The organism is Actinopolymorpha cephalotaxi, assembly GCF_013408535.1.
In the GTDB taxonomy this organism is placed as follows: domain Bacteria; phylum Actinomycetota; class Actinomycetes; order Propionibacteriales; family Actinopolymorphaceae; genus Actinopolymorpha; species Actinopolymorpha cephalotaxi.
Map to the genome: position 1 here is coordinate 3815946 of NZ_JACBZA010000001.1, position 26379 is coordinate 3842324.

Genomic DNA, 26379 nt, shown 5'->3' on the forward strand with positions numbered 1-26379 from the left:
CGCGTAGCGCGCCGATCACCCTCCGAAGTCACCCTCCGAAGTCCTGGAAAGGATCCGTGCCGGCGTGGGCGCGGTCAGCTGTTGTCGGGATTGCGGAGTACGCGCAGGTGGCCGCGCCGGCCCAGCTCGGCCGGCGGCTCCGGCGCGGCGTCGCGCGGACGGGCCGCCTCGCGGACCGCGTTGGCCAGCGCCTCGAGGTCGTCGGCGGAGGGCCGCAACGACTCCGGGTCGGGAGCGAGCCGGATGACCTCCCAGCCGCGGGGGACGGTGAGGCGCTCGGAGTGCTCCGAACACAGGTCGTAACAGTGCGGCTCGGCGTAGGTGGCGAGGGGCCCGAGCACGGCCGTGGAGTCGGCGTAGACATACGTGAGCGTCGTCACGGCAGGGCGGGAGCACGCCGTACGAGAACATTTCCTGAGCGTGCCCACGAGGTGGGATGGTACCGGTCCGCCGTCTCGGCGGGCCACCTAACACGCTCATACCTGTCGCAGACCGGCAAAGCGGGCCGGTCGCCGGCCGCCGGTAGACACCAGGCCGGGTATCACCGGTCACCGCCGGGTCACTGGTCGGTCACCATCCGTCGTACCGGACCGGAGGTGGGTCCCACCGCCCTGTCGACCCGGGCGAACCAGGCCCACCCGTGCGCCCCGGGGCGTGTCCGCGGGGCACGCCCTAAGCTCGGATCGTGAGCGCACCCGAAGCACCAGGCGACGCCGGTGCCGGCCGATCAGTTCCCCCCACCGATCCACCCGGGTCTCCCCTGCCGGCCGCCGAGGCCGAGTCCGCGGCACCGACGGCCGGTGGGCCGAACGGGCGGCCCACACGCCGCCGGGACCGGCACGGCCGGGGCATGCGAGGGCCGATCGCCGTACGCGGGCCGCTGGCGCCTGGTGGCATCCCCATCGCCCGCAGTCGCGCGGAGCGGTTCGACGAGTTCGTCCTGGATGCGGTCGAGGAGCTCGAGCGCCGGTTCGCCACCGAGTTGGACGGCGTGGAGTTCGCGGTCGAGGACGTGCCGGACCCGCGCCGCGACCACGGGCTGGTGGACATCCCGCTCGGCGCGGTGCTGGCGTCGTCCGAACACGACGAACCGGCCCGGATCGTGGTGTACCGCCGCCCGATCGAGCTCCGCGCGGTCGGAATGACGGAGTTGTCCGAACTCGTGCACGACGTCGTGGTCGAACAGGTCGCCGACCTCCTGGGGCTCGGGCCCGCCGACATCGACCCGGACTACGGCGAGGAGTAGGCCCGCCGGCTTGGAAGCTGGGCGCGGCTGGGCTCGGGCGCATGCCCGGGGCCTGCCGGCCGCCGGAGCGCTCCGGCGCCCACCCGGCCGAGCTACTGGAACATCGGGTCGACGGTCTCCCGGACCCCGATCCCCGCGCCGATGTCGGACCGGGCCGATGGGCGTACCACAGTCGACTCGGCGGAGGTCAGCGTCCACGACGACGCCATCGGCCCGTCCGGGTCGTCCTCCACCCGCAGCCTGCTTCCGTACAACGGGCCGCCGCTGTCGGGCGTGACCACCACGGTGTAGCGGCTGACGTCCTCCTTCGGCTCCAGCTTGGTCTCCACCGTGCTGCCGGGACGAACCGTCACCTTCGTCGAGCCCACGTCGCGACCGTCGTCGGAGTACAGCCGCACCGAGGCGTTCACCGCCTGCTGGGAGGGACTGGACAGCAGCAGGCTGGCGGACCTGCCCTCGCCGGTGTCGGTGGACGGCACCACGGCCGGCCCGGACAGCGGAGTGGACGCCGCGGAGTAGGCCACGTCGTGCGGGTTCGAGCCGGAGCCGAACACGCTTCGGACGGAGGCGGTGACCGGGACGTCGGACTCCACCCGCACCGCGCCCGCCTGCTTGCGGAGTGCCTCCTGCAGGGGGATCTCCGCGACCGTTCCCGGCTTGACCTCCAGGTCGCCGAGCCCGGACGGGCGGAAGGTGCCGTCGGGGCCGAGCACGGAGAGGTTCACGCTGGCGGTGGAGTCCGCCGGGGCCACCACGCTGAGGACGCGTTCGCCGTCACCGGGAGCGATGCCTGGCACCACGACCTGTTTGGCCGGTGACGTCCCCGAGGGAATCCAGTCGACACCCATCGCGGTGTCGGCGTTCTGGGCGTCGTTGCGCAGCGCCGCGGCGACCCGGCCGCGCTGAGCCACCACGGCGACGGCGAGCCGCTTGCTGGTGGGCGCCAGCTTGTCCAGCTCGACGACGGTCTGCTTGCCCGGTGCCACGGTGAGCCCGCGGGCGGCGTCGGCGTCCACCGGGCCCTTCTCGTCGTACAGGCGCAGGTCGACCTGGGCCGAGCCCTCGTCGCTGTTGGTGAGGTAGAGGCGGCCGTGCTGGCCCAGCGCGCTGCCGGTGCCGACGAACCAGAACTGCGTGCCGGGCCGGGTGCACGGAGCCTCCGCCAGACCACGCAGCGGGCCGGATCCGGCCCGGGTGAGCTGGCCGGCGGCGGCTCCGGGGGCCACCGCGCCCTGCGCGCTCACCAGCAGCGGCGGTGTGTCCTTCTTGCGGACCTCGTAGGCGGCCAGGCGTTCGCGCTGGTCGACCGAGGTCAGCGGCGTGGTCGAGCCCAGGGGCAGGACGGCGAGCTCGCCGGGGGTGTCGGCAGCACGCCGGGCGGCCGCCGCGCTCACGCCGGGTGCGTCGATCCGCCCCGGTGCCGCCACGGCGGTCACGTCGGTGGCGCTCTCCGAGCGCACGTAACGCGACTCCGGGCACACCAGGGTCGCGCGGTCGAGTGGGACCCGAGTGGGCCGGCCGGCCGCCTGGGCCGGCTGGTCGGCCGAGGTCAGCGCCGGGGTGGCCAGCGTCGCGCCGCCGACCAGCACGGCCGCGGCGACCACGACGGCGCCGAGCCGGACGAAGGGGTTGCTCATCGGTTTCGAATCCCCTCACGAGGTCGGTCGGGGTCTCGTGGACCGTTCGAGGTGCTGCCGGCCCGGGTGGTCCCGGTCTGGGTCCTGCCAGTCGGGGTGTCCCCCGTCGAGGCAGTGCCGACTGGGCCGACTGGTACGCCGGCAGCGGCCGACCGCCTGCCGGGCCTGCCGTCGGTGCCGAACGAACCGCCGACGCGCCGGCCGCCCGCCGGCTCCATCGGCAGCGGATCCCGCCGCTGGCGGGTCGGCAGGGCGAGGATCAGGAACACCAGCACCAGGAATCCCTGCACGGCGAGGAGCTCGCCGTGCAGCTTCGGCGTGGCGTCGAGAACCAGCCGGCCGCCGCTCGCAGGCAGCTCGAACGCCTGCGCCCAGCCGTCATGGCGCACCGGCTTCAGCTGCTCGCCGGCCAGGCTGGCCCGCCAGGAGCGGTCGTAGGTCTCGGCGAGCACCAGCAACCGGCCCGCGGGCCCTTCCGGCACCGTGATCGCCGCGCCGTCGGGGTCGACGCCGACAACCTTGGCCGACGTCGCGGCCGAGCCGGAGCCGGGAGCCTCGGTGCCGCCGGCGGAAGCCCCCGGGTCGAGGATGCGCAGCCGGCCGACCGGGAGGTCGACCTTCCAGGCGGCGGCTCCGTCGGGTGCGCTGGACCGGACGAGACCAGGCGTCGCGTCCAGGCGTTCGGCCGACGCGGCGTCCGCGGGGGCAGGGAGGTAGACGTATCCGATGTCGTACGCGGCCAGCCGGGCAGCGGTGGCCTCGCGCCCGGCGTCGCCGAGCAGGTCGCCGACGGTGCTGTCCAGCCGGCCGAGCGTGCGGGCGGGTGTACCGGTCTGGGCGTCGCCGATGCGTGCGGCCGCCCCGCGCAGCAGTGCGTACCTCACCGCGCCGTCGTCGGCCTGGACGACCAGCGCGCGGGGCTGGGCCGCGGACTTCTGCGCGGCCCGCATGTAGGCCGGAAGCGCGGGTCCCGCATCCCGGTCGATCGGGCCGTCCGCGCCGCGGATGATCCACCACCCGGCGACGAGGACCGGTGCGAGGACCGCGACCACGACCGCCACCCCGATGCCGGGCTGGCGCCAGGAGAAGCTGCGCTGCCGGAAGACGCGACGGGCGCCGTCGGCGCCGTGCACGATCGCGAGGATCCAGCCGGCCAGAACGAGCACCGATGCCACGCCGGGCCAGGCCGGGACCCCGACAGGTGCCCACTCCGTGCTGACCGTGAGCCGGCTCTGCACCAGGCCGAGTGCGAGTCCGGCGAGGCTGAGCCCCCAGGCCGCGAGGACGCCGCGGGCCCGGTCACGGCGCAGCAGCGCCACCAGCGCCACCACGCACAGGAGGCCGAACATCCACACCGGTGCCACCCCGGGACCGCCCGGGCTGCCGAACGCCAGGCGCAGCGGAGCCAGCGGGGAATCGGCCAGACCCGGCGCCGCCAGCCCGGCCTCGCCCAGCAGGACGCCGGGGTCGCGGGCCACGACCGGAAGCCAGGGCAACAGTGCCACCGGCGGCACCGCGAGTGCCACGACGATCCGGCCCACGCTTCCGGGCTTGCGCAGGGTGGGCAGCGCGATCGCCACCAGCCCCAGCAGCAGTGCCGCGACGTAGCCCACGGGGACGAACGCGGTCAGGACGGCGAGCAGCAGACCGGCGGCCCAGGCGGCACTCCAGGTGCCGACGGTCACCCCCGGTCCGTACGTCCGCAGCACAGCCAGCGCCACCAGCGGCAGCACCACGATCGCCACGCAGGTGCCGATCCGGCCGGTCGCGACGGCGCCGGTCACCACCGGCAGCAGGGCGTACGTCGCCGTCGCCCACAGGCGCAGCGGCCGGGTCGCCACCACCGGACGCATCAGCAGGTAGCAGGTGATCGCGGCCAGCGGCACCGAACCGAGCAGCAGCACGTCGACGGCCAGCCAGGCCTTGCCGAGGAACAGCGAGCTGACCAGGGCGAGGACGGTGAGGTAGGGCGGCGCGGCCCGGCCGCTGCCGAGCTCGACCGGGTGCCAGCCTTCGTACGCGCGGCGCCACAGGTCGGCCGCGCCGTCGGGGGCGGGCAGCAGCGCGCCGCCGCCGAGCTCGCCGCCGCCGAGCAGATTGCGGCACGCCACCAGCGTGACCACGGTCACTGCCAGCACCACCAGCAACGCCGGGCGGGCGACCAGCCACCGCCAGACGCCCGGGGTGTCGTCGTCGAGCTCCTCGGTCTCCTCCGCGACCGGGCCGGTCTCGATCACCCGTCGTGACCGCCGGCCGGTGCCGACGTGGGTGCCGGACCGGGCGGAGACCAGTGCCATCAGCCCGTCGAAGGCGTGTTGCAGACCGATCCACGGCGGTGGGAGCAACCGGCGGACGGCCCCGCTGCCGACCCGGGCCGTACGGGCGCGCCGGCGCCGGGCCCGCAGGATCAGGTCGGGCCGGGAGTAGGCGCCGGCGAAGGCGCGGAACTCGTCGTAGGCCGCGTCGGGCCACTTCGCGACCAGCAGGCCGAGCACCCGCAGCAGCGAGCCCACGGCCAGCCGGACGAGGAGGAAGGGAACCCGCCAGGCCGCGGAGTTGACCAGCAGCGTGTAGATCGCGTTGCGCCGGTCGATCAGCCGCGGCCGGTGGGGCACCGCGTCCAGCAGGCGGTGCCGGTGGTGGCCCGCCTCGGCGTGGTGCACGACCGCGTCGGGGCAGGTCAGCACCTGGTGGCCCGCCCGGATGACGCGCCAGCCGAAGTCGACGTCGTCGCGGAAGAGGGGCAGTCGGGGATCGAAGCCGCCCAGGTGCTCGAACACGTCGCGGCGGACGAACATGCCGGCGGTGCTGACCGCCAGGACCTCGCGTACGCCGTCGTGCTGGCCCTGGTCGTACTCGCCGAACTCCAGGCCGGTCTCGCGGGCACCGCTGCCGGCGATGGTCACCCCGACCTCGAGCAGTCGCCGGCCGCTGGGCCAGTCGCGCAGCTTGGGACCGAGAACCGCGGCCTCGGGGCGGGCCCCGGCCTGGCGCAGCAGCGCCTCCAGCGCACCGGGATCCGGCGCGCAGTCGTCGTGCAGCAGCCACAGCCACTCGCCCGGCTGTGCCGGCGGCAGTGCCTTGACGGCGCGCTCCACGGCGGCGCCGAAGCCGGTGCGGGCCGGTGCGTCGATCACCGGGCCGGCCAGCTTGCCGACCAGTAGGTCGCGGGAGTCGTCCAGGCTGCCGGTGTCGACGGTCACCACACGGTCCGCCGGACGGGTCTGTGCCTGGATCCCCGCGATCAGCTCATGCAGCCACGGCGCGCCGTTGTGGGACACGACGACGGCGGTGACGATCGGGCGCGACGACGCCTCGGCTCCTGAACGCTCGCTCATGCGGAAAGCGGGACCTCACAGAGTGGGGGGCTCGGTGCAAGCCCACACACTACGCGACGCTTCCGACGAACGGCCTCAGCCTGGGACAGGCCGGGCACCCGCCTGCCGGCGGACGCCCCGGAACAGCCACCAGGACAGGGTTCTGACGGCTCGGGGCCGCGGGCGGCCGGCCCGCGGCCCCGAGCCGAACGGCCCGAAGCCGGTCGCTCAGACCGCGCGTTTCTTCATCCGGCGGCGCTCCCGCTCGGAGAGGCCGCCCCAGATACCGAAGCGTTCATCATGCTCCAGTGCGTAGGTCAGGCACGCCGATCTGACCTCGCACACCGTGCACACCCGCTTTGCTTCGCGGGTGGATCCACCTTTTTCCGGAAAGAACGCCTCCGGGTCGGTCTGCGCGCACAGCGCGCGTTCCTGCCAGCTGAGCTCTTCCTCGGCGCCGCCGTACAGCAGGCTGGGCTCTGCCACGGTCCTCGCCTCCTCGACCCACGTCCCCGTGAGCACACAATCCCCGTTGCCGACCAGTTACTCGGTTTTCTCGCAGCGCAGACCGGGTCGACGTCGCCGTCCGTTCCCGCACCAACTCCGAGTGGTGCTTCCGTGTCACACCGTTCTGGTACTTCCCCGGAACGGCGGGAATGACACAGCTGAAATTACATGCCGGAAATCCCGCTACGTCAACTTGAGGTCTGCTATAAGCGGACATAGCCACCCGGAGCAGGGCGGAAACCTCAACCGGGCAAGGCGATCGGACGTGCGGAGGGGAGAAAATCCCAACCCCACAAGGGTTCCGATCGCCGACAACGCGATCGGGCCCGGCCAGAAGCTGGGTTCTGGCCGGGCCCGATCGTTTCGCTCGCGGTGGTGCCGCGCTCACGCCTCAGCGTGGCGGCTGCGACCACCAGTTCTGCTGCTCCTCGCGGGCTCGGCCCTCGTCGGCGCGGCCCGGGCCCTGCTGGCCCTGTCGTCCCTCGTCCGGCCCCGGCTCGCCGTCGGGCCCGTCGAGGTTGCCCAGCCGGACGACGCGGGTGTGGTCGTCGTCCTCGTCGTCGGCCCCGGCCGGCCGGGCACCCTGCTCCTCGGGCCGGCCGGCCGGGGCGTCGGTCGCCTCGGGGTAGTCACGGCCGAAGAACTGCGTGCTGTCCGGATCGCGCCGGGCCGCACGGCCCGAGGGCGGGTCGTAGTCGGGCCGGCCCTGCTCGGGCTGCTGGTCGTGGGCGTCCCGAGCGTCCCGGTCGCCGTACTCGTCGCGGGACTGGTTCGTCCCGGAATGCTGACCGAGGTCGTGGCCCGAGTCAGGACCGGAGTCCCGACCGGAGTCCTGGCCGAACGGCGCGTAGGAGCCGTGCTGCCCGGCTTCGCCGGACTCGGCGAAGCCGCGACGCTGGTCGTGGTCGTTCCGGCCGTACTGGGCAGAGTCGCCCTGGCCGTACTCCTGCCGGCCTTGGTCGTACTGCCCCTGCTGGGCGTACTGGTCCTGGCCGTAACCCTGCTGGCCGTACTGAGCGGGCTGGGCGTACTGACCCTGGTCGGGCCGGCCGTACTGCTGCTGCTCGTACTGCTGGGCGTACTGGCCCTGGTCGTGACCCGGCTGGCCGTGCTGGCCCTGCTGGCCGTACTGGTCGTAACCCGGCTGGCCGTACTGGCCCTGGTCGTAGCCCTGCTGGGCATACCCCTGGCCGTACTGGCCCTGGTCGTAACCCTGCTGCTGGCCGTAGTGACCCTGGTCGTAGCCCTGCTGGTCGTACTGGCCCTGCTGGGCGTACTGACCCTCGTCGTACTGCTGGGCGTAGTGACCCTGGTCGTACCCCTGGTGGCCGTAGCCCTGCTGGGCGTACTGGCCCTGGTCGTAACCCTGCTGGTCGTACCCGGACTGGTCGTAGCCGCCCGCGTAGGACTGCTGGGCGTACTGACCCTGCCGCTGCTCGTCACGCTGGTCGTGTCCGCCGCCGCGCTGCCCGCCGCCGAACTGCCCGAGGATGGCACCGGCCTTGTCCCCGGAGCGCTTGCTCTTGCGGCCCTCCCGCTTGCCACCGGTCCCGCCGGTCAGGCTGCCCACCGGCTGCGGCAGCGCCTTCAGCGTGGTGAAGACGAAGAAGAGGGCGGCGCCCGCGACCGCGAGGTAGGCGAGCTGCTGCACCGCGGTGGCCAGCTTGCCGTCGATGCCGAAGGCACCCGCGCCGTTGGGCAGGCGGATGTCGGCCGCCATGCCGCCGAGCCAGGTCACCAGACCGAGCAGGGTCAGGATCGCCAGCACCGCCAGCGCGATCAGGGTGATGACGCGGGCCTTCGGCGTGGGCTCGCCGAGGTGGGTCACGAGGACCACCGCGAGCACAAGGAGGACCACGAGTATCGGCTGGACGAAGCGGCCCTGGTAGGCGAACGCCGTCAGCGCGAAGCCGGAGCCGCTGTCGATGCCGAGTCGCGACACCGCCACCAGTCCGACCAGGATGCCGGCGCCCAGCAGCACCCATGCGAACAGCTCACGCTGCGGCTTGGTCGTCTCGGTAACCACGTGCTACCCCCAAATCTGGGTGGGATGTCGGGCTGCAGCCTCCCACACGTGGGCCTGTCATGGGGACCCACGTGGTGAGTCCAGGACCGATCCTGTAGGCGGCTGGTCGCGGCGGGCCCCCCGGCGACGGCACCACTATGGCGCAGATCGCCCGTTCCGTCCCGACCGGCCTGTGGACAAGACGCGGCGACCGCCCGGCCAGGGACAGGGGGCACACTGGTGGCGTGCGGATCACGGTTCTGGCCGGCGGTATCGGCGCCGCGCGCTTCCTGCGCGGCCTGCTCGCCCACTCCCCCGACGCCGAGGTCACGGTCATCGGCAACACCGGTGACGACCTCACCCTCTACGGCCTGCGCGTCTCACCCGACCTGGACACGGTCATGTACACCCTGGGCGGAGGCAACGACGACGCCCGCGGCTGGGGCCGCGCGGACGAATCCTGGAACGCCCTGGAGGAGATCCGGGCGTACGACTCGGTGCCGTCGTGGTTCGGGCTCGGCGACCGCGACATCGGGACCCACCTGGTCCGGACGGCGATGCTGGCCGAGGGCCGGACCCTCTCCGAGGCGACCGCCGCGCTGACCGCGCGCTGGCGGCTGCCGGTGCGCCTGATCCCGATGACCGACGACCGGGTGGAGACCCACGTCGTCGTGGAGGACCCGGACTCGCCGGAGGGCCGGCGCCGGATGCACTTCCAGGAGTACTGGGTACGTCACCACGCGTCCCTGCCGGTGGTCACCGTCGACGTCGAGGGAGTGCGGGACGCGGCCCCCGCTCCCGGCGTACTCGAGGCGATCGCCGGCGCCGACCTGCTCCTGCTGCCGCCGTCCAACCCGGTGGTCAGCGTCGGGCCGATCCTGTCGGTGCCCGGCGTCCGCGAGGCCGTCCGGTCCGCCCCCGCGCCGGTGGTCGGGCTGTCCCCGATCGTGGGCGGCGCGCCCGTACGCGGGATGGCGGACAAACTGCTCCCGGCCATCGGCGTGGACACCTCCGCGGCCGGCGTCGCGCTGCACCTGGGCGCCCGAGCCGACGGCGGGCTGCTGGACGGCTGGCTGGTCGACGAACGCGACGCGGAGTCGGTGGGCCGGATCCGTGAGGCGGGCATCACCGCCCGTGCCGTGCCGTTGATGATGACCGACGTCGCCGCCACCGCCGCGATGGCCGCCGTCGCCCTGGAACTCGCCGAGGAGGTCCGCCGGTGAGCGACGACCCGCGTACCGGCTCGATCCTCGTCACTCCCGTCCTCGGGATACCCGAGGTCCGGGCCGGTGACGATCTCGCCGCCCTGATCGCCGAGCACAGCACCGACGTCCGCGCCGGCGACGTGCTGGTGGTGTCCAGCAAGATCGTCAGCAAGGCCGAGGGCCGGGTGGTCGCGGGCGACGACCGGTTCGCCGCGATCCGGTCCGAGACCGTACGGGTCGTCGCCGAACGCGGGCCCACCCAGATCGTCCAGACCCGGCACGGGTTCGTGATGGCCGCCGCCGGGGTGGACGCGTCCAACGTCGAGCCCGGCAAACTGCTGCTGCTCCCGCTGGACTCCGACGACTCGGCGCGCCGGCTGCGGCGCGGGCTGACCGAACGCCTCGGCGTACGCGTCGGCGTCGTCGTCACCGACACGTTCGGGCGGCCTTGGCGGCTCGGCCAGACCGACCTCGCCATCGGCGCCGCCGGCGTACGCGTGGTCGACGAGCACCGCGGCCGGGTCGACGCGTACGGCAACGAACTCGTCGTCACCGCCCCCGCGCACGCGGACGAGATCGCCGGCGCGGCGGAACTCGTCAAGGGAAAGAGCGCGCAGGTCCCGGTGGCGGTCGTGCGCGGACTCGCCGCGCTGGTCACCGACGACGACGGTCCGGGCGTGCGCGCCCTGGTCCGGTCCGCCGAGGACGACATGTTCCGGCTCGGCGCGCGGGAGGCCAGGCGGGAGGCGCTCCGGCTCCCGGTCGGCACCGGCCCGCTCGCCGACGTCGCGGTGGACGCCGACCAGGTACGCCGGGCGCTGTCCGAGGTGATCGGTACGCCGGCCGAGCAAGGGGACAACGGGCGCTGGGGTGCGGTCGAGGTGACCGGGGCGCGGGTGCTCAAGCCGATCCTGGACGCGCTCGGTCTGCCCTCCTCGGCACCTGCCCTCGTCGTCGTCCACATCCGCGCCGACGGCGAACCGGCGCGCACGGACGCCCTGCTCGGAGCGGGCGGACTGCGCGAGCGGCTGGTGCGTTCCTGCGCGGTCGAGGGGCTCGCCTGCCAGTGGCTGCCCGCCGAGATCGCCGGGGACGCGGTACGTCAGGTGCTGCCCGCGGACGCCGAACCGGTCGGGGCGCTGGCGATCGGCGCCGCCCGGGCGAGCGCTCAGAACGCCCGGTAGTCGCGGGGGGAGAACCGCGGGCCCCGGCGTGGTGCGGTGATCCCGGCGAGTTCGATCAGCCGGGTGACGCGGTAGCGATGGCCGCGCCAGCGTTCCAGCACCGCCAGCATGGTCTCGTCGTCGTAGCGTTCGCCGGCCAGCGCCCAGCCCACCGACTTCGCGATGTGGAAGTCGCCCACCGACACCGCGTCGGCGTTCCCGTGCGCCCGCTGCATCACCTCCGCCGCCGTCCACACCCCGACGCCGGGAACGCTGCGCAGCCGGCGTTCGACCTCGGCGAAGTCCAGTCCGACCGTCCGCTCCAGCGCGGTGGCCAGCCGGGCGCAGCGGACGAGGGTCTCGGCCCGCTGCGGGCCGACCCCCGCGCGGTGCCATTCCCACGGCGGCAGGCCGGCGAGCGTGCGCGCGTCCGGCTGCACCCACAGCGGGAACGGCGCCGGGCCGGGCGCGCGCTCACCGAACCGCCACACGAGTTCGCGCCAGGACCGCCACGCCTCGGTGGAGGTGACCTTCTGTTCCAGGATCGCGGGGGTCAGGGACTCCATCACCAGGCCGGTACGGCAGACCCGCCAGCCGGCGAACCGGCGGTGCAGGCGTTCCAGCAGCGCGAGTCCGGGTTCGAACCCGGCCGGGTCGTCCTCCGCGCCCACCAGTCCGGGCAGGTGGTCCAGGATCCAGTCCGCGCCGGGTCCCCACGCCCGGCCCTCGATCGCGCCGTCGGCGGGCCGGGCGGAGATCGCGACCGTGGCCACGCCGTCGGGGGTGCGGGTGCCGCGCCAGATCGTGCCGTCGGGGCCGGTGCGGTGCACCGGGTCGCCGCCGCCGCGCCGCAGGCCGCGCATCGTCAGCACCGGGTCGACCAGGGTCTCGGTCGCCACCGTGCGGGTGCGTGCGACGGTCGGCGCGGACATGGGTCCAGTCTGCTGGACGCCGGGACCCGATCGTGTACCGGCCGCGCCGGAAGGCCCGAGCCCTCGTCCGAGACGTTTCGTACACTCCCAGAGCGAACCGAGCGTCACCCGACCGGCGCACGAACACACAGAGGACGGCCGTGGCAAGGAACGACCAGCAGACGGACAGGCGCGGGCGGCTCGAGCAGGCACGCCAGGAGCACGAGAGCGGCGAGCGTCGCAGGAGGCTCACCCTCGTCGCGGTCTGCGTGGTCGTGGGCGTGCTCCTCGTCGGGGCCGCGGCCTGGGTGCCCGTCGGCAACTGGATGGACCGCCGGGACGGCAAGAGGTTTCCGGCGCTCGGGGTGTCCGCCGCACAGGCGGGGCTGAGTGCTGTACGCAGCGACCGCCCCTCCGGCGTCAACGACCACCGGCCGAACGGTGAGGCGATCGCCTACCGCTCGATTCCCCCGACTTCCGGACCCCACTGGGCACAGCCGGCGAGCTTCTCGCGGAAGTTCTACGACACGAAGGACCGGCCGGACGTCGAGACGCTCGTGCACAACCTCGAACACGGCTACACCGTCGTCTGGTACGACGACACGATCGCGCACGACCCCGCGCAGGTGGCCGCGCTACGCAACATCGCGAAGCGTAACGAGTCCAGCGAGTTCGACAACGCCAAGAAGCTCATCGTCGCCCCGTGGAAGAAGGGCGAGGGCGCGTTCCCGGAGGGCGAGCACGTCGCTCTCACCCACTGGTCGACGACCGCCGGGAGACGTCAGTACGCGGAGAGCGTGAGCGGGCAGGCGATCGAGCAGTTCATGAAGAAGTTCCCGGCCGCCGACTCCCCTGAGCCGCAGGGGCCCTGAGCGACGTCAGGCGTACCGGTCGCCGTGGGTCTGGCGGACCCGGGCCACGAGATCCTTCACCCGCTCGGCGTCGTTCTTCGGGCAGACCATCGTGACGTCCGGGGTGTGCACGACGATCGTGTCGCGCAGTCCGACGGTCGCCACCAGGTGCTCGGGGTCGTCGCTGACCACGATGTTGCCCTCGGAGTCGACCAGCACCGTGACGGCGTTACTGGCGTTGTGCGCCGGGTCGTTCGCGAGCGTGCGCGCCAGCGCCGGCCAGGCGCCGACGTCGATCCAGTCCACCGCCATCGGGACCACCACGACGCGGGCGTCGTCCTCGCCCCGCGCGGCCGGCTCCATCACGGCGTAGTCGATGCTGATCTTGGGCAGCTCGGCGTAGGCCTTCTCCGCGACGGTCGTCCGCTCGGGGGTGTCCCACGCCTTGGCGATCCGGGTCACGCCGTCGTAGGCGCCCGGCAGGTGCCGGTGCAGCTGGGTGAGCAGGGTGTCGGCCCGCCACACGAACATCCCGGAGTTCCACAGGTGGCGCCCGCCGGCGACGTAGGCCTGCGCGGTCGCGGCGTCCGGCTTCTCGGTGAACGCGGTGACGCCGAACACCGCGGGCCCGCCGCCAGGTCCGGCACCGCGAGGCGCGTCCGGCAGCGGGTCGGCGCGCTCGATGTAACCGAGGCCGGTGTGTGCCGACGTGGGTGGTACGCCGAACGTCGCCAGCATGTGCGGGTGCGCCTCGACCGTGTCGAAGGCGGTGCCCAGCGCCTCGCGGAACGACTCGATGGGTTCGATCACGTGGTCGGAGGTGACGAACGCGGCCACCGCGTCCGGGTCACGCTCGACGATCACCGCGCAGGCCAGGCCGATCGCGTTGGCGGTGTCGCGGCCGACCGGCTCACCGAGGAAGTTCTCCTCCGGAAGCTCCGGCAGGTGGTCCATGATCGCCTGCTGGTGAGCGGTGCCGGCGCAGACGAAGATCCGCTCGGTGGGGACGAACCCCTCCAGCCGCTCGTATGCCAGCCGGAGCAGGCTCTTGCCGCCCCGGACGCTCAGCAGCTGCTTGGGGAAGCTCGCGCGGGACAGCGGCCACAGCCGTGTGCCCGTACCCCCCGCGTTGATGACCGCGTACCGCATGACCGCGAGCCTACGGGACACTCATGCTCATCGTGGCGGATCACGCCGCCCGGCGTGGCGGAATGGTCGCGAAGCGTGGCGGTGCGTGATCGGCGGGCCTTCGTTACCCCCGTGGCCCGGGGCGTCCGCCGGATCAGGCGGGATCCGCGGGACTGGCCTAGGCTCGCCGGGTGGCGACCCCGAACACTCCCGCACGCGCGCTGGCCGCGGCCCTGGCGGCCGACCCGGCGACGCCGTTCCTCACCTTCTACGACGACGCCACCGGCGAACGCGTCGAACTGTCCCTCGCGACGCTGGACAACTGGGTCGCCAAGACCGCGAACCTCCTCCAGGACGGCCTGGGCACCGACCCGGGCGCCCGGGTCGCGATCATGCTCCCGCCGCACTGGCAGACCGCGGTGTGGATGCTGGCCGCGTGGTCGGCCGGACTCACCGTCGCCCTCGGCGATGAGGCCGGCGGCGACGCCGACCTGGTGGTCACCGGACCGGACCGGCTGGCCGAGGTGACGGCCGGGCCCGCCGCCGGTGCCCGCGACACGGTGGCGCTCGCGCTGCGCCCGCTGGGCGGGCCGTTCACGCAGGCACTGCCGGCGGGGGTGCTGGACTACGGCGCGGAGGTGCCGGGGTACGCCGACCAGTTCACGGCGTACGTCCCGGTCGATCCGCACGCGCCCGCCCTGGTCACACCCGACGCGACCCTCACCGGCGAGGAACTCCTCGCCGCCGCCGTCCGGCGCGCGGAGGAGATCGGCCTGGAGCCGGGCGGGCGGCTGCTCACCGACGCCAACCCGGCCGATCCGTACGGCTGCCTGGACGCGCTGCTCGCCCCGCTGGCCGAGCAGGGCTCGGTGATCCTGGTCCGCAACCCCGACCTCGCGCTGGTCGACCGTCGCTGCGAGGTGGAGAAGGTCACCGTGACCCGGCTCCGCGCGGCCGGTCGGTGACGAGCCCGCGTCGGTGACCAGGCTTGCGGCGGTGGCCTACTCGGGGGCCTGACGGCGGTTCCGGGCGTACGCCTCGAACGCCGCGAGTGCGCCCGGGTCGGACAGCGCACCCGTACTCGCGGCCTCCTCGACCGGCCGGCCCTCCAGGATCCGCTTGACCGGCACCTCCAGCTTCTTGCCGGACAACGTCCGCGGGATCGCGCGCACCGCGACGATCTCGTCCGGCACGTGCCGCGGCGACAGCTCGCGGCGCAGGCCGGCGGCCAGCCGGCGGCGCAGGTCGTCGTCCAGCTCGGTCCCCTCGGCTAGGACGACGAACAGCAGCAGTTCCTCGCTCGCGTCCGCATCCGCGGCGGCCCCGGAAGCTCCGCCGGGCCGGGCGTTCTCCAGGTGGACGACCAGGCTGTCGGTGATCTCGGGGAACCCGTCGACCACGGAGTAGAACTCCGCGGTGCCCATGCGTACCCCGCCCCGCTTCAGCGTCGCGTCGGAGCGGCCGGTGATCACGCAGGTGCCGCGTGGTGTGATCTCCACCCAGTCGCCGTGCCGCCACACGCCCGGGAAGTCGGCGAAGTACGCGGCGCGGTAGCGGGAGCCGTCGGAGTCGCCCCAGAACCCCACCGGCATGGACGGCATCGGGCGCTCGATCACGAGCTCGCCCAGCTGGCCGACGACCGGGTGACCGGCCGGGTCGTACGCCGCGACCGCCGCGCCCAGGCACGCGCAGGACAGCTCGCCCGCGTACACCGGAAGCAGCGGCGAGCCACCGACGAATCCGGTGCACAGGTCCGTGCCGCCGGAGAACGACTGCAGCTGCAAGGTGGGGTTGACGTTCTCGTACACCCAGCCGAAGCCCTCCGGCGGCAGCGGCGCGCCGGTCGATCCCAGGCCGCGGATCCGGGACAGGTCGGCCACGTCGGCCGGCCGCAGCCCGGCCCGGCGGCAGCTCATCAGGAACGGCGCGCTCGTGCCGAAGAACGTCACGCCGCACTCGTCGGCCAGCCGCCACAGGTGGCCGAGGTCGGGCTGGGCGGGATTGCCGTCGACCAGGACGACGGTGGCACCGACGAGCAGGCCGGACACCAGGACGTTCCACATCATCCAGCCGGTGGTGGAGAACCAGAAGAACCGGTCGCCCGGGCCCAGGTCGAAGTGCAGGGCGAGGGTCTTCAGGTGCTCGAGCAGGATGCCGCCGTGCCCGTGCACGATCGGCTTGGGCAGCCCGGTGGTGCCCGAGGAGTACAGGAGATACAGCGGATGGTCGAACGCCACCGGCTCGAACTCCGGCTCACCCGGATCGGGGCCGGCCAGCAGGTCCGCCCAGGTGGACGCGCCGGGTGTCCGCCGCGCGGCGTCCTCGGACAGGTAGGGCACCACGACCACGTGCGCGAGCGTGGGCAGCGCGGCCCTGATGGCTGCCAGCTCGCCGGTCCGGTCGATGTCCTTCGCGCCGTAGCGGTAGCCGTCCACGGCCACCAGCACCTTCGGCTCGATCTGGCTCCACCGGTCGACGACGCTGCGGGTGCCGAACTCCGGGGCGCAGGAGGAGAACACCGCACCCAGGCTCGCGGTGGCCAGCAGCAGGACGAGGGTCTCCGGGATGTTCGGGAGGTACGCCGCGACCCGGTCGCCGTGTCCCACGCCCAGGCGCACGAGCCCGGCCCGCGCCCGGGCCACCTCCGCACGCAGCTGCGCCGCGGTGAGCTCGACCGGCTCCCTGGTCTGCGACCTGGCCACCACCACCGGCCCCTCGGCGGGTAGGCCGGCCAGCATCTGCTCGGCGTAGTTGACCCGGGCGCCGGGGAACCACCGCGCGCCGGGCATGGCGTCGCCTTCGAGGACGGTGTCGCCGCGCCGGCCACGCACCTGGAAGTAGTCCCACACACTCGCCCAGAAGGCGGGCAGGTCGTCCACCGACCACCGCCACAGGGACGCGTAGTCGGCGAACCGCAGCGAGCGTTCGCGGTCGAGCCAGCGCAGGTAGTCGCCGATCCTGGTCCGGTCAAGGACGTCGGCCGGGGGGCTCCACAGAACCTGCCCCTGCGCGCTCCCGGGCTCGCTCATCCCGCGCTCCCGGCGCCGCCGTCGCGGCGGGCCTCCGGATGGTGGAACAGCCACCCCTCCCAGGCCGCCGCCACCGTGGACCGCATGTCGTGTGCGGCCGACCAGCCGAGCACCTCCCGGATCCGGTCGGCACCCGCGATCGACACCGCGGGGTCGCCGGGCCGGCGGGCGAGCAGCTCGGGCTTGAGGTCGGTGTAACCGGACACGTCGAGGATGGTCTCCACGATCTCCCGGGTGGACGACCCCTGGCCGGTGCCGACGTTGAGCACCTCGCGGGCCTGGTGCCCGGCGGTGAGGTGCCGGGCCGCCGCGACGTGTGCGGAGGCGATGTCGCCGACGTGGATGTAGTCGCGGATGGTGGTGCCGTCCGGGGTCGGGTAGTCGTCACCGAAGATCTTCGGCGGCAGCCCGGCGGTCAGGCGTTCGAACACCATCGGGATGAGGTTGAACGCGCCGGTGTCGGCGAGTTCGGGAGCGGCGGCACCGGCGGCGTTGAAGTAGCGCAGGCTGATGTGCCGCAGCCCGGCGCTCCGGGCCACGTCGGCGATCAGCCACTCTCCAACGAGCTTGGTCTCGCCGTACGGAGAGACCGGACGGCAGGTCGCGTCCTCGGTGAGGACGTCGGTGTCCTGGTCGCCGTAGGTCGAGGCACTGGAGGAGAAGACCAGGGCGTCCACGCCGACGTCGGTCATCGCCCGCAGCAGCGACTCCAGTCCGCCGAGGTTCTCTCGGTAGTAGAGCAGCGGGTTGTCGACCGACTCACCTGGCTGCTTCTTGGCGGCGACGTGCACGACGCCACTGATCTCGTACTCCCGCAACAGCTTGGCGACCAGGCTGGTCGCCTGCACCGAACCCCGGACGAGCGGAACGTCGTCGAGGTCGGCGATCCGGGCGGGCACCCCGGTGGACAGGTCGTCGAGCACGACGATCTGTTCTCCCGCGGCATGAAGTGCGTGGACGACGTGCGCGCCGATGAAGCCGGCGCCTCCGGTGACGAGCCAGGTCATGGCTGCACCTTAGTAGGCGTGCTTCCCGGCGCCGGGGAACGATCCGGAACCGCCCGGAGCCACCCCTTCGCCCCCCACGGGCGACCCGGACGATCCAGACGTCCTCAGGTGATGCGGCAATCGGTGAAACGGTTCGCGGTTCAGGTGATGCGTGCTGTCGTACGACGCTGATCGGTGCTGATCGGTGCTGATCGGTGCTGCTCGGTGCGGCGGGTTCTCGCCGGTCAGGCGGAACGGTCCCAGACGACGCGGCGGCCGGTCCCGACGCCACTCACCCGGGGCGGCCCGGATGCGCGGTGTCTACCGCCGCGTTCGCGCGGGTTGCGCCACAGCCGCCCCAACGGCGACAACCAGGAACTCGCCCACGCCGCCTCGGCACAGGTCCACTCCTGGGCGCAGTACAGGCAGCGCGGCCCGTCCACGCGGCGGGTGCCGACGAGGCGGAGTTTCGTCCACGCCTGGTCGGGTTGGTGGAGCAACAACAGATACCTGGCCTGGGCGTCGAGGAGTTCCTTCGACCACCGCACCCATCCGTAGCCGGGTACGAAAACCGGTGCCTCGCTCCGGTGCGGCGACACCGCCGTCGACGCCACGAATGACGTCGCCATCGACATCGACCTCCCTCTTCTCTCCTTCGCAGCGGGTCCTGGGGACCCGCCTTCTGTGTCGATGGATCTGTGGAGGCGGCCCGCCCGGCCCGGGCAACCACCTGCCATCTCGGTTCGTGCTGGTGATCGTACGGACTGTCACGGCCCGATGACAGTGACTCTGCCGATTTCCTGTGCAAATTTTCCCTTTAATGATCACCCTCTAAGGAACGGCCGGGCGGCACCCCCGCGCCCGCGGCGGCCTGCGGGAACGATCAGCGCGCGCCGGCCGTACGGACGGCAACGGCGGGTGAACAACCGCGCACCGGGACCGCGGGAGCGGGTGGTGGGTGGTGCGCGAAACCGCCGGGGCGGCTACCGTCAGGGCGCCCCGCCACGGGCACCGACGGGCAGACGGCCGGTCGACGCACACGCTCTAGGATGAGCCGACTCCACCAGACAGGGGTGATCCCGCTGCCGACCGCGTTCCTCGTCGGCCCCGTCGTCTCCGCCGGACCGGGGCCCCTGCCCGTCGCCCGCCACCTGCGTGCGCTGGGTTACGACGTGGTCGAGGTGGACGCGCTCGCACACCTGCCGGCGGCGGTGGCCTCCGCGCCACCCGGACGGGTCGCCCTCGTCGACGGCCGGTTCGTGGGGCACCTGCACGCACTGCGACGGGCCGTGTGCGACTCGCGGCCGGAAGCGATCGCCGGGCCCGGAACCCTCGCCGTGGCGCCCTCGGCCAGGCCGCACCTGCTCGACGCCCTGGCCGCCGTCACCGCGAGGACCTCGACGACCGTGACAACCGGGACGACCGGGACGACCGCCTCGACGGCTCCCACCACCTCCTCGCGCTCCTCGCGCCCGGACGCCCCACCCGTGGACATCGCCCGGGTCGCCGACGCGCTCGCCGCCCGCGTCACCGTGGCCAGGACCGATCCCGCCCCGCTGGTGGCCGGGATCGCCGAGTCCCCGCAGGAGCGGGCGGCCCTGGAGGCCCGGGCCCGCGCGGTCGACGAGGAGAGCTACCGGCTGAAGAGCGCGGTCAAGGCCGAGGACACCGCGTTCACCACGTTCTTCGTCCGCAGCTACTCCGGGTACGCCGCCCGGTGGTTCGCCCGGCTCGGGCTCGGGCCCAACCACGTCACGATCCTGTCGCTGATCGTCGCCCTCGGCGCCGCGGCGACGGTCGCCACCGGCACCAGGTCCAGCTACGTGCTGGGCGCGCTGCTGTTCCACGCGGCGTTCTCGCTGGACTGCATCGACGGCGACCTCGCCCGCTACACCGTCTCGTTCAGCAAGCTCGGCGCCCGGATGGACCTCACCTTCGACCGGGTGAAGGAGTACGCCCTGTTCGCCGGGCTGGCGATCGGGGCGGCCCGTGACGGCGACCCGCACATCTGGTGGCTGGCCGCGGCGGCGATGGCGTTCCAGACCGTCCGGCACCAGATGCACGCGGCGTACGAGGAGGTCAGCGCGGGCCCCGCCGAGGACGCACCGGCGCTGGCCGACCAGGTGCAGGCGCGCATCGGTGGCAGCCGGTGGAAGGTCTGGCTGCGCCGCGGGATCGTCCTGCCCCAGGGCGAACGCTCGGCGCTGATCTGCCTGCTGGTCGCGTTCACCAACCCGCAGGTGGTGTTCGTGGTACTGCTCGCGGTCGGGGTGATCGCCGCGGCGTACGCCTTCCTCGGGCGGCTCCTGCGCAGCCTGCGGCGGGTCCGCCGGCCCTGGTCGAAGTCGGCCGGGCTGTCCCTGGGCGCACTGGTCGACGTCGGGCCGGTCGGCTGGATCGTGCACACCTCCCTCCCCGGCCGCTCGCTGCCCGCGCCACTGGCCGCGCTCGTCGCCCTGCTGGTGCTGGTGTTCTCTCTCGCGGTGATCCCGGCGGTCGGCGTGGGCTGGGTGCTGCTCGGCGTGCTGTGGTACGTCCTGATCGTGGGGTTCGCCAGCCGGCAACCGCTCAACGGCTGGGCCGACTGGGTGCTGCCGCCGACGTTCCGGGCCGCGGAGTACGCCCTGGCGATCGTCCTCGCCGCCACCCTCGCCCCGGCTGCACTGCCCGCGGCGTTCGGCTACGTCGCGGCGTGCGCGTTCCACCACTACGACACCATCTACCGCCTGAGCGAGGACGGCACGCACCCCCGCCGCCGGCTCACCGTCGTCACCGGCGGGCACGACGGCCGGATGCTGGTCCTCGCGCTGCTCGCCCTCGGCGGGGCGACGGTGTTCCAGGTGGGCCTCACCGTCCTCGCGGTCGCGCTCGCGGTGGTGTTCGTCGCCGAGAGCGTGATCGCCACGGCGGCGCAGGTCCGTGACCGTGACGCGACCGGGGTCCCGGCCGCCGAAGCCACCGCTGGAGTCGCCCGATGATCGGCCTGGTCCTCGCCGCCGGCACCGGCCGGCGACTGCGCCCGTACACCGACACCCTCCCCAAGGCCCTGGTGCCGCTCGCGGGCGAACATCGGCCGGAGGCCGACTACCCGCTCACGCCGCTGGACACGATCCTCGCCAACTTCGCCCGGATCGGGGTGACCGACGTGGCGGTGGTGGTCGGGTACGCCGCGCAGGCCGTCCACGACCGCCGGGACCATCTCGAACGCACCCACGGCGTCACGCTGGACCTCATCCACAACGACCGGGCCACCACCTGGAACAACTGCTACTCCTTGTGGTGCGCACGCCACCTGTTCTCCCAGGGCTGCCTGCTCGCGAACGGCGACACGGTGCACCCGGTGCAGGTCGAGCACGCCCTGCTCGCGGCGGCGAGCCCGGCCGGGAGCGGAGCCGCCGGCGCCGGCCCCGACCTGCTGCTCGCCCTGGACACGGTGAAGCCGCTGGCCGAGGAGGAGATGAAGGTGATCTGGTCGCCCGACCGCGGCGTCACCCGGATCACCAAGGAGCTCGACCCGGCGTCGGCGACCGGGGAGTACATCGGGGTGAGCCTGATCGGGCCCGGGGCGGCCGAGCCGCTCACCGCCGCGCTCGAGGAGACGTGGCGCAAGGACCCGAACCTCTACTACGAGGACGGCTACCAGGCGGCCGTCGACGCGGGCTTCCGGGTCGACGTCGCCCCGATCGGCGACCTGCCGTGGGTGGAGATCGACGACCACGCCGACCTGGCCCGCTCGGCCCAGGTGCTGGCGGCCATCGCCGACACCACCACCGAGGCCACGGCCGAGACCACGACCCATCCCAGGCTGGAGCGGTAGTGCCCCTGCTTGCCCGGATGATCCCCACGCCGGTCGTCGTCGACGTACGCCGGGGCGCCATCGCCGACCTCGCCGACCTGCTCGCCGACCAGCGCATCTCGGCCGCGGGCCGGGTGGCCATCGCCGTCGGCCCGCGCTCGGGTGAGGCGCTGGCGGCCCAGGTGCGCCCGTACCTCAGCGAGGCCGACTTCTTCCCCGTCACCGACGGGACCGTCGACGCCGCGCAGGATCTCGCCGCCCGGGTCCGCGGCGGGTCCTACGACGCGATCGTCGGCATCGGCGGCGGCAAGGTGCTGGACGCCACGAAGTTCGCCGCGACCCGGGTGGGCCTGCCGATGGTCGCGGTGGCCACCAACCTCGCCCACGACGGGATCGGCTCGCCGGTCAGCATCCTGGACAACGACGCCGGCCGCGGCTCCTACGGCGTCGCCGCGCCGCTGGCGGTGGTGGTCGACCTGGACGTCGTACGCCGGGCGCCGGCGCGGTCGGTCCGGGCCGGCATCGGCGAGGTGGCCTCCAACCTGTCCGCGATCGCCGACTGGGAGCTCGCCCACGAACTCCACGGCGAACCCCTGGACGGGCTGGCGATCGCGCTGGCCCGCACCTCCGCCGAGGCGGTCCTGCACCACCCGGGGACCCTGACCGACGACGACTTCCTCCGCGTTCTCGCCGAGGGCCTGGTGCTGTCCGGCGTGGCGATGGTGGTCGCCGGGTCCACCCGGCCCTGCAGCGGCGCCTGCCACGAGATCTCGCACGCGATCGACCTGCTCTTTCCGGATCGTTCGGGCGCGCACGGAGAGCAGGTCGGCGTCGGCGCGGCGTTCGCGTCCTCGCTGTGGGACGATCCCGACGGCCGGGCCCGGGGTGAGCTGATCATCCGGTGCCTGGTGCGGCACGGCCTGCCGGTCGACCCGGCCGGGCTGGGCTTCAGCTCGGAGGAGTTCGCCGCGGTCGTGGCCAGGGCGCCGCAGACCCGTCCGGGTAGGTTCACCATCCTGGAACACCGCGACCTCGACCAAGCAGGGGTGGCGGCCGCCGTGCGGGAGTTCGCCCGGCACCTGCACGAAAGCCGCGAAGGTGAGGAGAGCGGACTCTCATGACCAGCCTGCCGACGATCGCCGAGCTGCGCGCCAAGGCGCAGCCGCCCGGCCTGCTCGATCGCCGCAGCGGCGAGCACTGGGCGGGCCGGCTCTACATGCGCCGGATCTCGCTGTACGCCACCCGCGGGTTCCTCGCCACGCCCCTGTCCCCCAACCAGCTCACCGGCCTGATGATCGTGGCCGGCATCGCGGCCGGTTTCGCGCTGCTGATCCCCGGCCTGCCGGGCGCGATCCTCGCGGCGCTCCTGGTCCAGCTCTACCTCCTGCTCGACTGCAGTGACGGCGAGGTCGCCCGCTACACCGGGCGCACCAGCACCACCGGCGTCTACCTCGACCGGGTGGGTCACTACATGTGCGAGGCGGCGCTCCTCGTCGGGCTGGGTTTCCGGGCCGCGCAGGTGCATCCGACGGGGTACGCCGTCCTCGGCCTGGTGGCCGCCCTCGGCGCGGTCCTGATCAAGGCCGAGACCGACCTGGTCGACATCGCCCGCGCCCGCAGGGGCCAGGAGACGGTGACCGAGGAGGCGGTGGAGCCACGCGGGTCGGCGCTGGCCAAGGCCCGGCGGGTGGCCCTCGTCCTGAAGTTCTACCGGCTCATCCTGGCCATCGAGCTGTCCCTGGTGATCGTCGTGGCCGCCGTCGTCGACGCCCTGCTGGGCAACCTCCTCGCCACCCACGTGCTCACCGTGGCGGTCGCGGTGATCGCGGCGGTCCAGGTGGTGCTGCACCTGGTGAGTGTCCTGGTGTCCCGGCGGCTCGCGTGAGCAGTACCCCGCCGAGCAGTACCCCATTGGGCAGTACTCCGCTCGGCAGTACGCCGGAGCCCCTGCGGGTCGCCGCCGTCTTCCTGACCATGGGCGACCGTCCGGCCGAGCTCCACCGGGCGATCACCAGCGTCACCGGCCAGCTCGGCGAACCCGTGGAGGTCGTGGTCGTCGCCAACGGCGTACCCGCCCCGGACGTGCCGGACGGTGTCACGGTGGTGACGTTGCCGGCCAACGCCGGCATCCCGGGCGGCCGCAACGCGGGCCTGGCCGCGGCGAGCGCCGACATCGTGATGTTCGTCGACGACGACGGGTGGCTGCCCCGGCCGACCACGGCCGAGCGGCTGCGTGACCTGTTCGCCGAGGACCCCCGCCTCGGCATCGTGTCGTTCCACATCGTCGACCCCGAGTCCGGGGTGACCCAGCGCCGGCACGTGCCGCGGGTGCGCGTGGGCGACCCGAACGAGTCCTCGGAGGTCACCACGTTCCTGGGCGGCGCCGCGGCGATCCGGCAGGCGGTCTTCGACGACGTGGGAACGTTCCCGGCGGCGTTCTTCTACGCCCACGAGGAGACCGACCTCGCCTGGCGGGCGCTGGACGCCGGCTGGCGGATCCGTTACGACGCCGACTGTGTCCTTTGTCACCCGGCGACGTCGCCGGCGCGGCACTCGGCGTACTTCCGGCTGAACGCCCGCAACCGCGTCTGGCTGGCCAAGCGCAACCTGCCCAAACCCGTCGCGGCCGCCTATCTGGCCACCTGGGTGGCACTGACCCTGGCTCGAACGCGTACCATCTCGGGGCTGAGCGCCTGGTCGTCCGGCTTGCTGGAAGGCCTTCGCACACCGTGCGGGCGCCGCAAACCGATCGCCTGGCGCACCGTGTGGCGCATGACCCGCCTGGGAAGGCCTCCACTGGTATGACGATCTGGCAGAACCCGGCCGACCGCCGGCGTTGTCGTACGCTCGGCGGCATGCGTTCGGTGCATTTCGGGAGGCAACGGTGACCACCACCACGACCCCCCCGTCGCCGTCCGAACTCGCGGCGCAGTACGGCCTGGCACCGAGTTCGGCCCGCCCGCCGCTGGGTGACTACATCCGGCAGCTGTGGCAGCGACGGCACTTCATCACCGCGTTCGCGACCTCGCGGACGGTGACGATGTACTCCGGCGCCCGGCTCGGACAGCTCTGGCAGGTCCTCACGCCGCTGATGAACGCGGCGGTCTACTACCTGATCTTCGGCCTGCTGTTCAACACCGCGCACAAGATCGACAACTTCACCGCGTTCCTGGTGACCGGCGTCTTCGTGATGTCGTTCAGCACCAGGTCGGTGACGTCCGGCGCGCGGGCGATCTCCGGGAACCTCGCCATGATCCGGGCGCTGCACTTCCCCCGGGCGACGCTGCCGTTCTCGTCCACGATCGTCGAGCTGCAGCAGATGCTGGTGTCGATGGTCGTGCTGTGCCTGATCGTGCTGGCCACCGGCGAGCCGCTCACCTGGTCGTGGCTGCTGGTCATCCCCGCACTGGCGCTGCAGACGATGTTCAACATCGGGCTGAGCCTGGCGATGGCCCGGATCGGTGCCACCCTCCCGGACATCAGCCAGCTGCTGCCGTTCATCACCCGGGTCTGGCTGTACTTCTCCGGCGTGTTCTTCCTGATCCCGCAGCGGGTGCACAACCACCTGATGCAGGAGATCATGCTGGCCAACCCGGCGTCGGTCTACATCGAGCTGGTCCGGGACGCGTTCATCGAGCGGCACGACGCACCGCACCATGCCTGGCAGCTCGCCGTCGCCTGGGCGGTCGTCGGCTTCGTGGTCGGGTTCTGGTACTTCTGGGGAGCTGAGGAGAAGTACGGCCGTGGCTGAGCACCTGACCGGCGACATCACCGACGCACACGGCCGGACCGTGCGCCGCGAGCCCACGTCGCGCGAAGTGGCGCCGACGGTGATCGTCGACGACCTGCACATCACCTATCGCGTGTACGGCGCGACCGCGGGCAAGGGCAACGCGCCCGCGGCGTTCAAGCGGATCCTCAACCGCCAGAGCTCTCCTGCGCTGCGCGAGGTGCATGCCATCCGCGGTGTGACGTTCACCGTCCACCGGGGTGAGTCCGTCGGGCTGATCGGCCGCAACGGCTCCGGCAAGAGCACCCTGCTCCGCGCCATCGCCGGCCTGCTGCCACCGACCAAGGGTGCGGTGTTCACCGACGGGCAGCCCACCCTGCTCGGCGTCAACGCCGCGCTGATGACCGGCCTGAGCGGCGAGCGCAACGTCATCCTCGGCTGCCTGGCCATGGGCCTCACGCCGGAGCAGGCGAGGGAGCGCTACGACGACATCGTGGAGTTCGCCGGCATCGGCGAGTTCATCGATCTGCCCATGCAGACGTACTCCTCCGGCATGCAGCAGCGGCTGCGGTTCGCGATCGCGGCGGTGAAGAGCCACGACGTGCTGATGATCGACGAGGCGCTGGCCACCGGCGACGCGGAGTTCCGCAAGCGCAGCGAGGAGCGCATCCGCGAGCTGCGTGACGAGGCCGGCTCGGTGTTCCTGGTCAGCCACAGCCTGGACGTCGTGACCGAGACCTGCACCCGGGTGATCTGGCTGGACAAGGGCCAGATCAAGATGGACGGCGACGCCGAGACGGTGGTCAAGGCCTACAGCGCGGCCACCAGCCGCTGACGGGGGTCGGCGCGGCCGGGGCCTGGCGACGCG

At 73.1% G+C, this 26379-nt stretch carries 22 protein-coding genes; 12 read left to right on the forward strand and 10 right to left on the reverse strand.

All coding sequences use genetic code 11. From position 1 onward, the window contains the following. Window positions 1-74 precede the first annotated feature (74 nt). Complete coding sequence (locus tag FHR37_RS16800; protein ID WP_202817865.1) at window positions 75-428, reverse strand: DUF3499 domain-containing protein; 354 nt, start codon at window positions 426-428, stop codon at window positions 75-77. Window positions 429-685: 257 nt separating this feature from the next. Here FHR37_RS16800 and FHR37_RS16805 point away from each other — a divergent pair, with 257 nt between their 5' ends. After that, window positions 686-1246 (forward strand): metallopeptidase family protein, encoded by a 561-nt coding sequence (locus FHR37_RS16805; RefSeq protein ID WP_237768538.1) that lies wholly within the window; start codon window positions 686-688, stop codon window positions 1244-1246. A 92-nt stretch (window positions 1247-1338) separates the two neighbouring features. Here the strand turns inward: FHR37_RS16805 and FHR37_RS16810 are convergent, their stop codons facing one another. The 4 genes from FHR37_RS16810 to FHR37_RS16825 form a co-directional block, all read right to left on the reverse strand. Further along, window positions 1339-2883, reverse strand: coding sequence for a DUF5719 family protein (locus FHR37_RS16810; protein ID WP_092880417.1), 1545 nt, complete (start codon window positions 2881-2883; stop codon window positions 1339-1341). After that, window positions 2880-6221 (reverse strand): glycosyltransferase family 2 protein, encoded by a 3342-nt coding sequence (locus FHR37_RS16815; RefSeq protein ID WP_092880419.1) that lies wholly within the window; start codon window positions 6219-6221, stop codon window positions 2880-2882. The genes FHR37_RS16810 and FHR37_RS16815 overlap by 4 nt, the downstream gene beginning before the upstream one ends. A gap of 207 nt (window positions 6222-6428) precedes the next feature. Then, window positions 6429-6686, reverse strand: a complete 258-nt coding sequence (locus FHR37_RS16820) for a WhiB family transcriptional regulator (RefSeq protein WP_092880810.1) — start codon at window positions 6684-6686, stop codon at window positions 6429-6431. Between the two features lie 412 nt (window positions 6687-7098). Beyond that, window positions 7099-8733, reverse strand: coding sequence for a hypothetical protein (locus FHR37_RS16825; protein ID WP_175542308.1), 1635 nt, complete (start codon window positions 8731-8733; stop codon window positions 7099-7101). A 224-nt stretch (window positions 8734-8957) separates the two neighbouring features. Here FHR37_RS16825 and cofD point away from each other — a divergent pair, with 224 nt between their 5' ends. Together cofD and FHR37_RS16835 are read left to right on the forward strand one after the other, a co-directional pair. Then, on the forward strand, window positions 8958-9935 hold the full coding sequence (gene cofD / locus FHR37_RS16830; RefSeq protein ID WP_092880421.1) for a 2-phospho-L-lactate transferase: 978 nt from the start codon (window positions 8958-8960) through the stop codon (window positions 9933-9935). Beyond that, the gene (locus FHR37_RS16835) at window positions 9932-11101 is read left to right on the forward strand and encodes a coenzyme F420-0:L-glutamate ligase (RefSeq protein ID WP_092880422.1); all 1170 of its coding nucleotides are present in this window, start codon (window positions 9932-9934) and stop codon (window positions 11099-11101) included. The genes cofD and FHR37_RS16835 overlap by 4 nt, the downstream gene beginning before the upstream one ends. On the opposite strand, the gene FHR37_RS16840 is transcribed toward FHR37_RS16835, so the two are convergent. After that, on the reverse strand, window positions 11086-12012 hold the full coding sequence (locus FHR37_RS16840) for a DNA-3-methyladenine glycosylase family protein (protein WP_139238784.1): 927 nt from the start codon (window positions 12010-12012) through the stop codon (window positions 11086-11088). The genes FHR37_RS16835 and FHR37_RS16840 overlap by 16 nt on opposite strands. Window positions 12013-12152: 140 nt before the next feature. Here FHR37_RS16840 and FHR37_RS16845 point away from each other — a divergent pair, with 140 nt between their 5' ends. Then, window positions 12153-12863, forward strand: a complete 711-nt coding sequence (locus FHR37_RS16845; protein WP_092880424.1) for a DUF3105 domain-containing protein — start codon at window positions 12153-12155, stop codon at window positions 12861-12863. A gap of 6 nt (window positions 12864-12869) precedes the next feature. On the opposite strand, the gene FHR37_RS16850 is transcribed toward FHR37_RS16845, so the two are convergent. Then, window positions 12870-13991 carry a mannose-1-phosphate guanylyltransferase gene (locus tag FHR37_RS16850; protein WP_092880426.1) on the reverse strand — a complete coding sequence of 374 codons (1122 nt, stop codon included), beginning with the start codon at window positions 13989-13991 and terminating at the stop codon, window positions 12870-12872. A 170-nt stretch (window positions 13992-14161) separates the two neighbouring features. Between FHR37_RS16850 and FHR37_RS16855 the strand changes: the two genes are divergently transcribed. Further along, window positions 14162-14935, forward strand: a complete 774-nt coding sequence (locus FHR37_RS16855; protein ID WP_092880428.1) for a TIGR03089 family protein — start codon at window positions 14162-14164, stop codon at window positions 14933-14935. Between the two features lie 36 nt (window positions 14936-14971). On the opposite strand, the gene FHR37_RS16860 is transcribed toward FHR37_RS16855, so the two are convergent. From FHR37_RS16860 to FHR37_RS16870, 3 genes are all read right to left on the reverse strand, one after another. Beyond that, window positions 14972-16999, reverse strand: a complete 2028-nt coding sequence (locus FHR37_RS16860) for an acetoacetate--CoA ligase (RefSeq protein WP_092880430.1) — start codon at window positions 16997-16999, stop codon at window positions 14972-14974. Next, window positions 16996-18006 (reverse strand): UDP-glucose 4-epimerase GalE, encoded by a 1011-nt coding sequence (galE, locus tag FHR37_RS16865; RefSeq protein WP_092880432.1) that lies wholly within the window; start codon window positions 18004-18006, stop codon window positions 16996-16998. The genes FHR37_RS16860 and galE overlap by 4 nt, the downstream gene beginning before the upstream one ends. Before the next feature lie 224 nt (window positions 18007-18230). Beyond that, a complete protein-coding gene (locus tag FHR37_RS16870; RefSeq protein WP_139238785.1) occupies window positions 18231-18614 on the reverse strand; it encodes a hypothetical protein in 384 nt (127 codons plus the stop codon). 420 nt (window positions 18615-19034) lie between these two features. Here FHR37_RS16870 and FHR37_RS16875 point away from each other — a divergent pair, with 420 nt between their 5' ends. The 7 genes from FHR37_RS16875 to FHR37_RS16905 all read left to right on the forward strand — a co-directional run bounded on the left by FHR37_RS16875 (window position 19035) and on the right by FHR37_RS16905 (window position 26346). Then, on the forward strand, window positions 19035-20963 hold the full coding sequence (locus FHR37_RS16875) for a DUF5941 domain-containing protein (protein WP_175542309.1): 1929 nt from the start codon (window positions 19035-19037) through the stop codon (window positions 20961-20963). After that, a complete protein-coding gene (locus tag FHR37_RS16880; RefSeq protein WP_092880438.1) occupies window positions 20960-21802 on the forward strand; it encodes a phosphocholine cytidylyltransferase family protein in 843 nt (280 codons plus the stop codon). Before FHR37_RS16875 ends, FHR37_RS16880 begins: the two co-directional genes overlap by 4 nt. A 17-nt stretch (window positions 21803-21819) precedes the next feature. Beyond that, window positions 21820-22902 carry an iron-containing alcohol dehydrogenase family protein gene (locus tag FHR37_RS16885; protein ID WP_202817866.1) on the forward strand — a complete coding sequence of 361 codons (1083 nt, stop codon included), beginning with the start codon at window positions 21820-21822 and terminating at the stop codon, window positions 22900-22902. Next, window positions 22899-23666 carry a CDP-alcohol phosphatidyltransferase family protein gene (locus FHR37_RS16890; RefSeq protein ID WP_092880442.1) on the forward strand — a complete coding sequence of 256 codons (768 nt, stop codon included), beginning with the start codon at window positions 22899-22901 and terminating at the stop codon, window positions 23664-23666. Before FHR37_RS16885 ends, FHR37_RS16890 begins: the two co-directional genes overlap by 4 nt. A gap of 26 nt (window positions 23667-23692) precedes the next feature. Then, window positions 23693-24586: a glycosyltransferase family 2 protein gene (locus tag FHR37_RS16895; RefSeq protein WP_237768539.1), complete on the forward strand. Its 894-nt coding sequence runs from the start codon at window positions 23693-23695 to the stop codon at window positions 24584-24586. Window positions 24587-24665: 79 nt separating this feature from the next. After that, window positions 24666-25532 carry an ABC transporter permease gene (locus tag FHR37_RS16900; protein ID WP_092880444.1) on the forward strand — a complete coding sequence of 289 codons (867 nt, stop codon included), beginning with the start codon at window positions 24666-24668 and terminating at the stop codon, window positions 25530-25532. Next, complete coding sequence (locus tag FHR37_RS16905) at window positions 25525-26346, forward strand: ABC transporter ATP-binding protein (RefSeq protein ID WP_237768540.1); 822 nt, start codon at window positions 25525-25527, stop codon at window positions 26344-26346. Before FHR37_RS16900 ends, FHR37_RS16905 begins: the two co-directional genes overlap by 8 nt. Window positions 26347-26379: the final 33 nt, after the last annotated feature.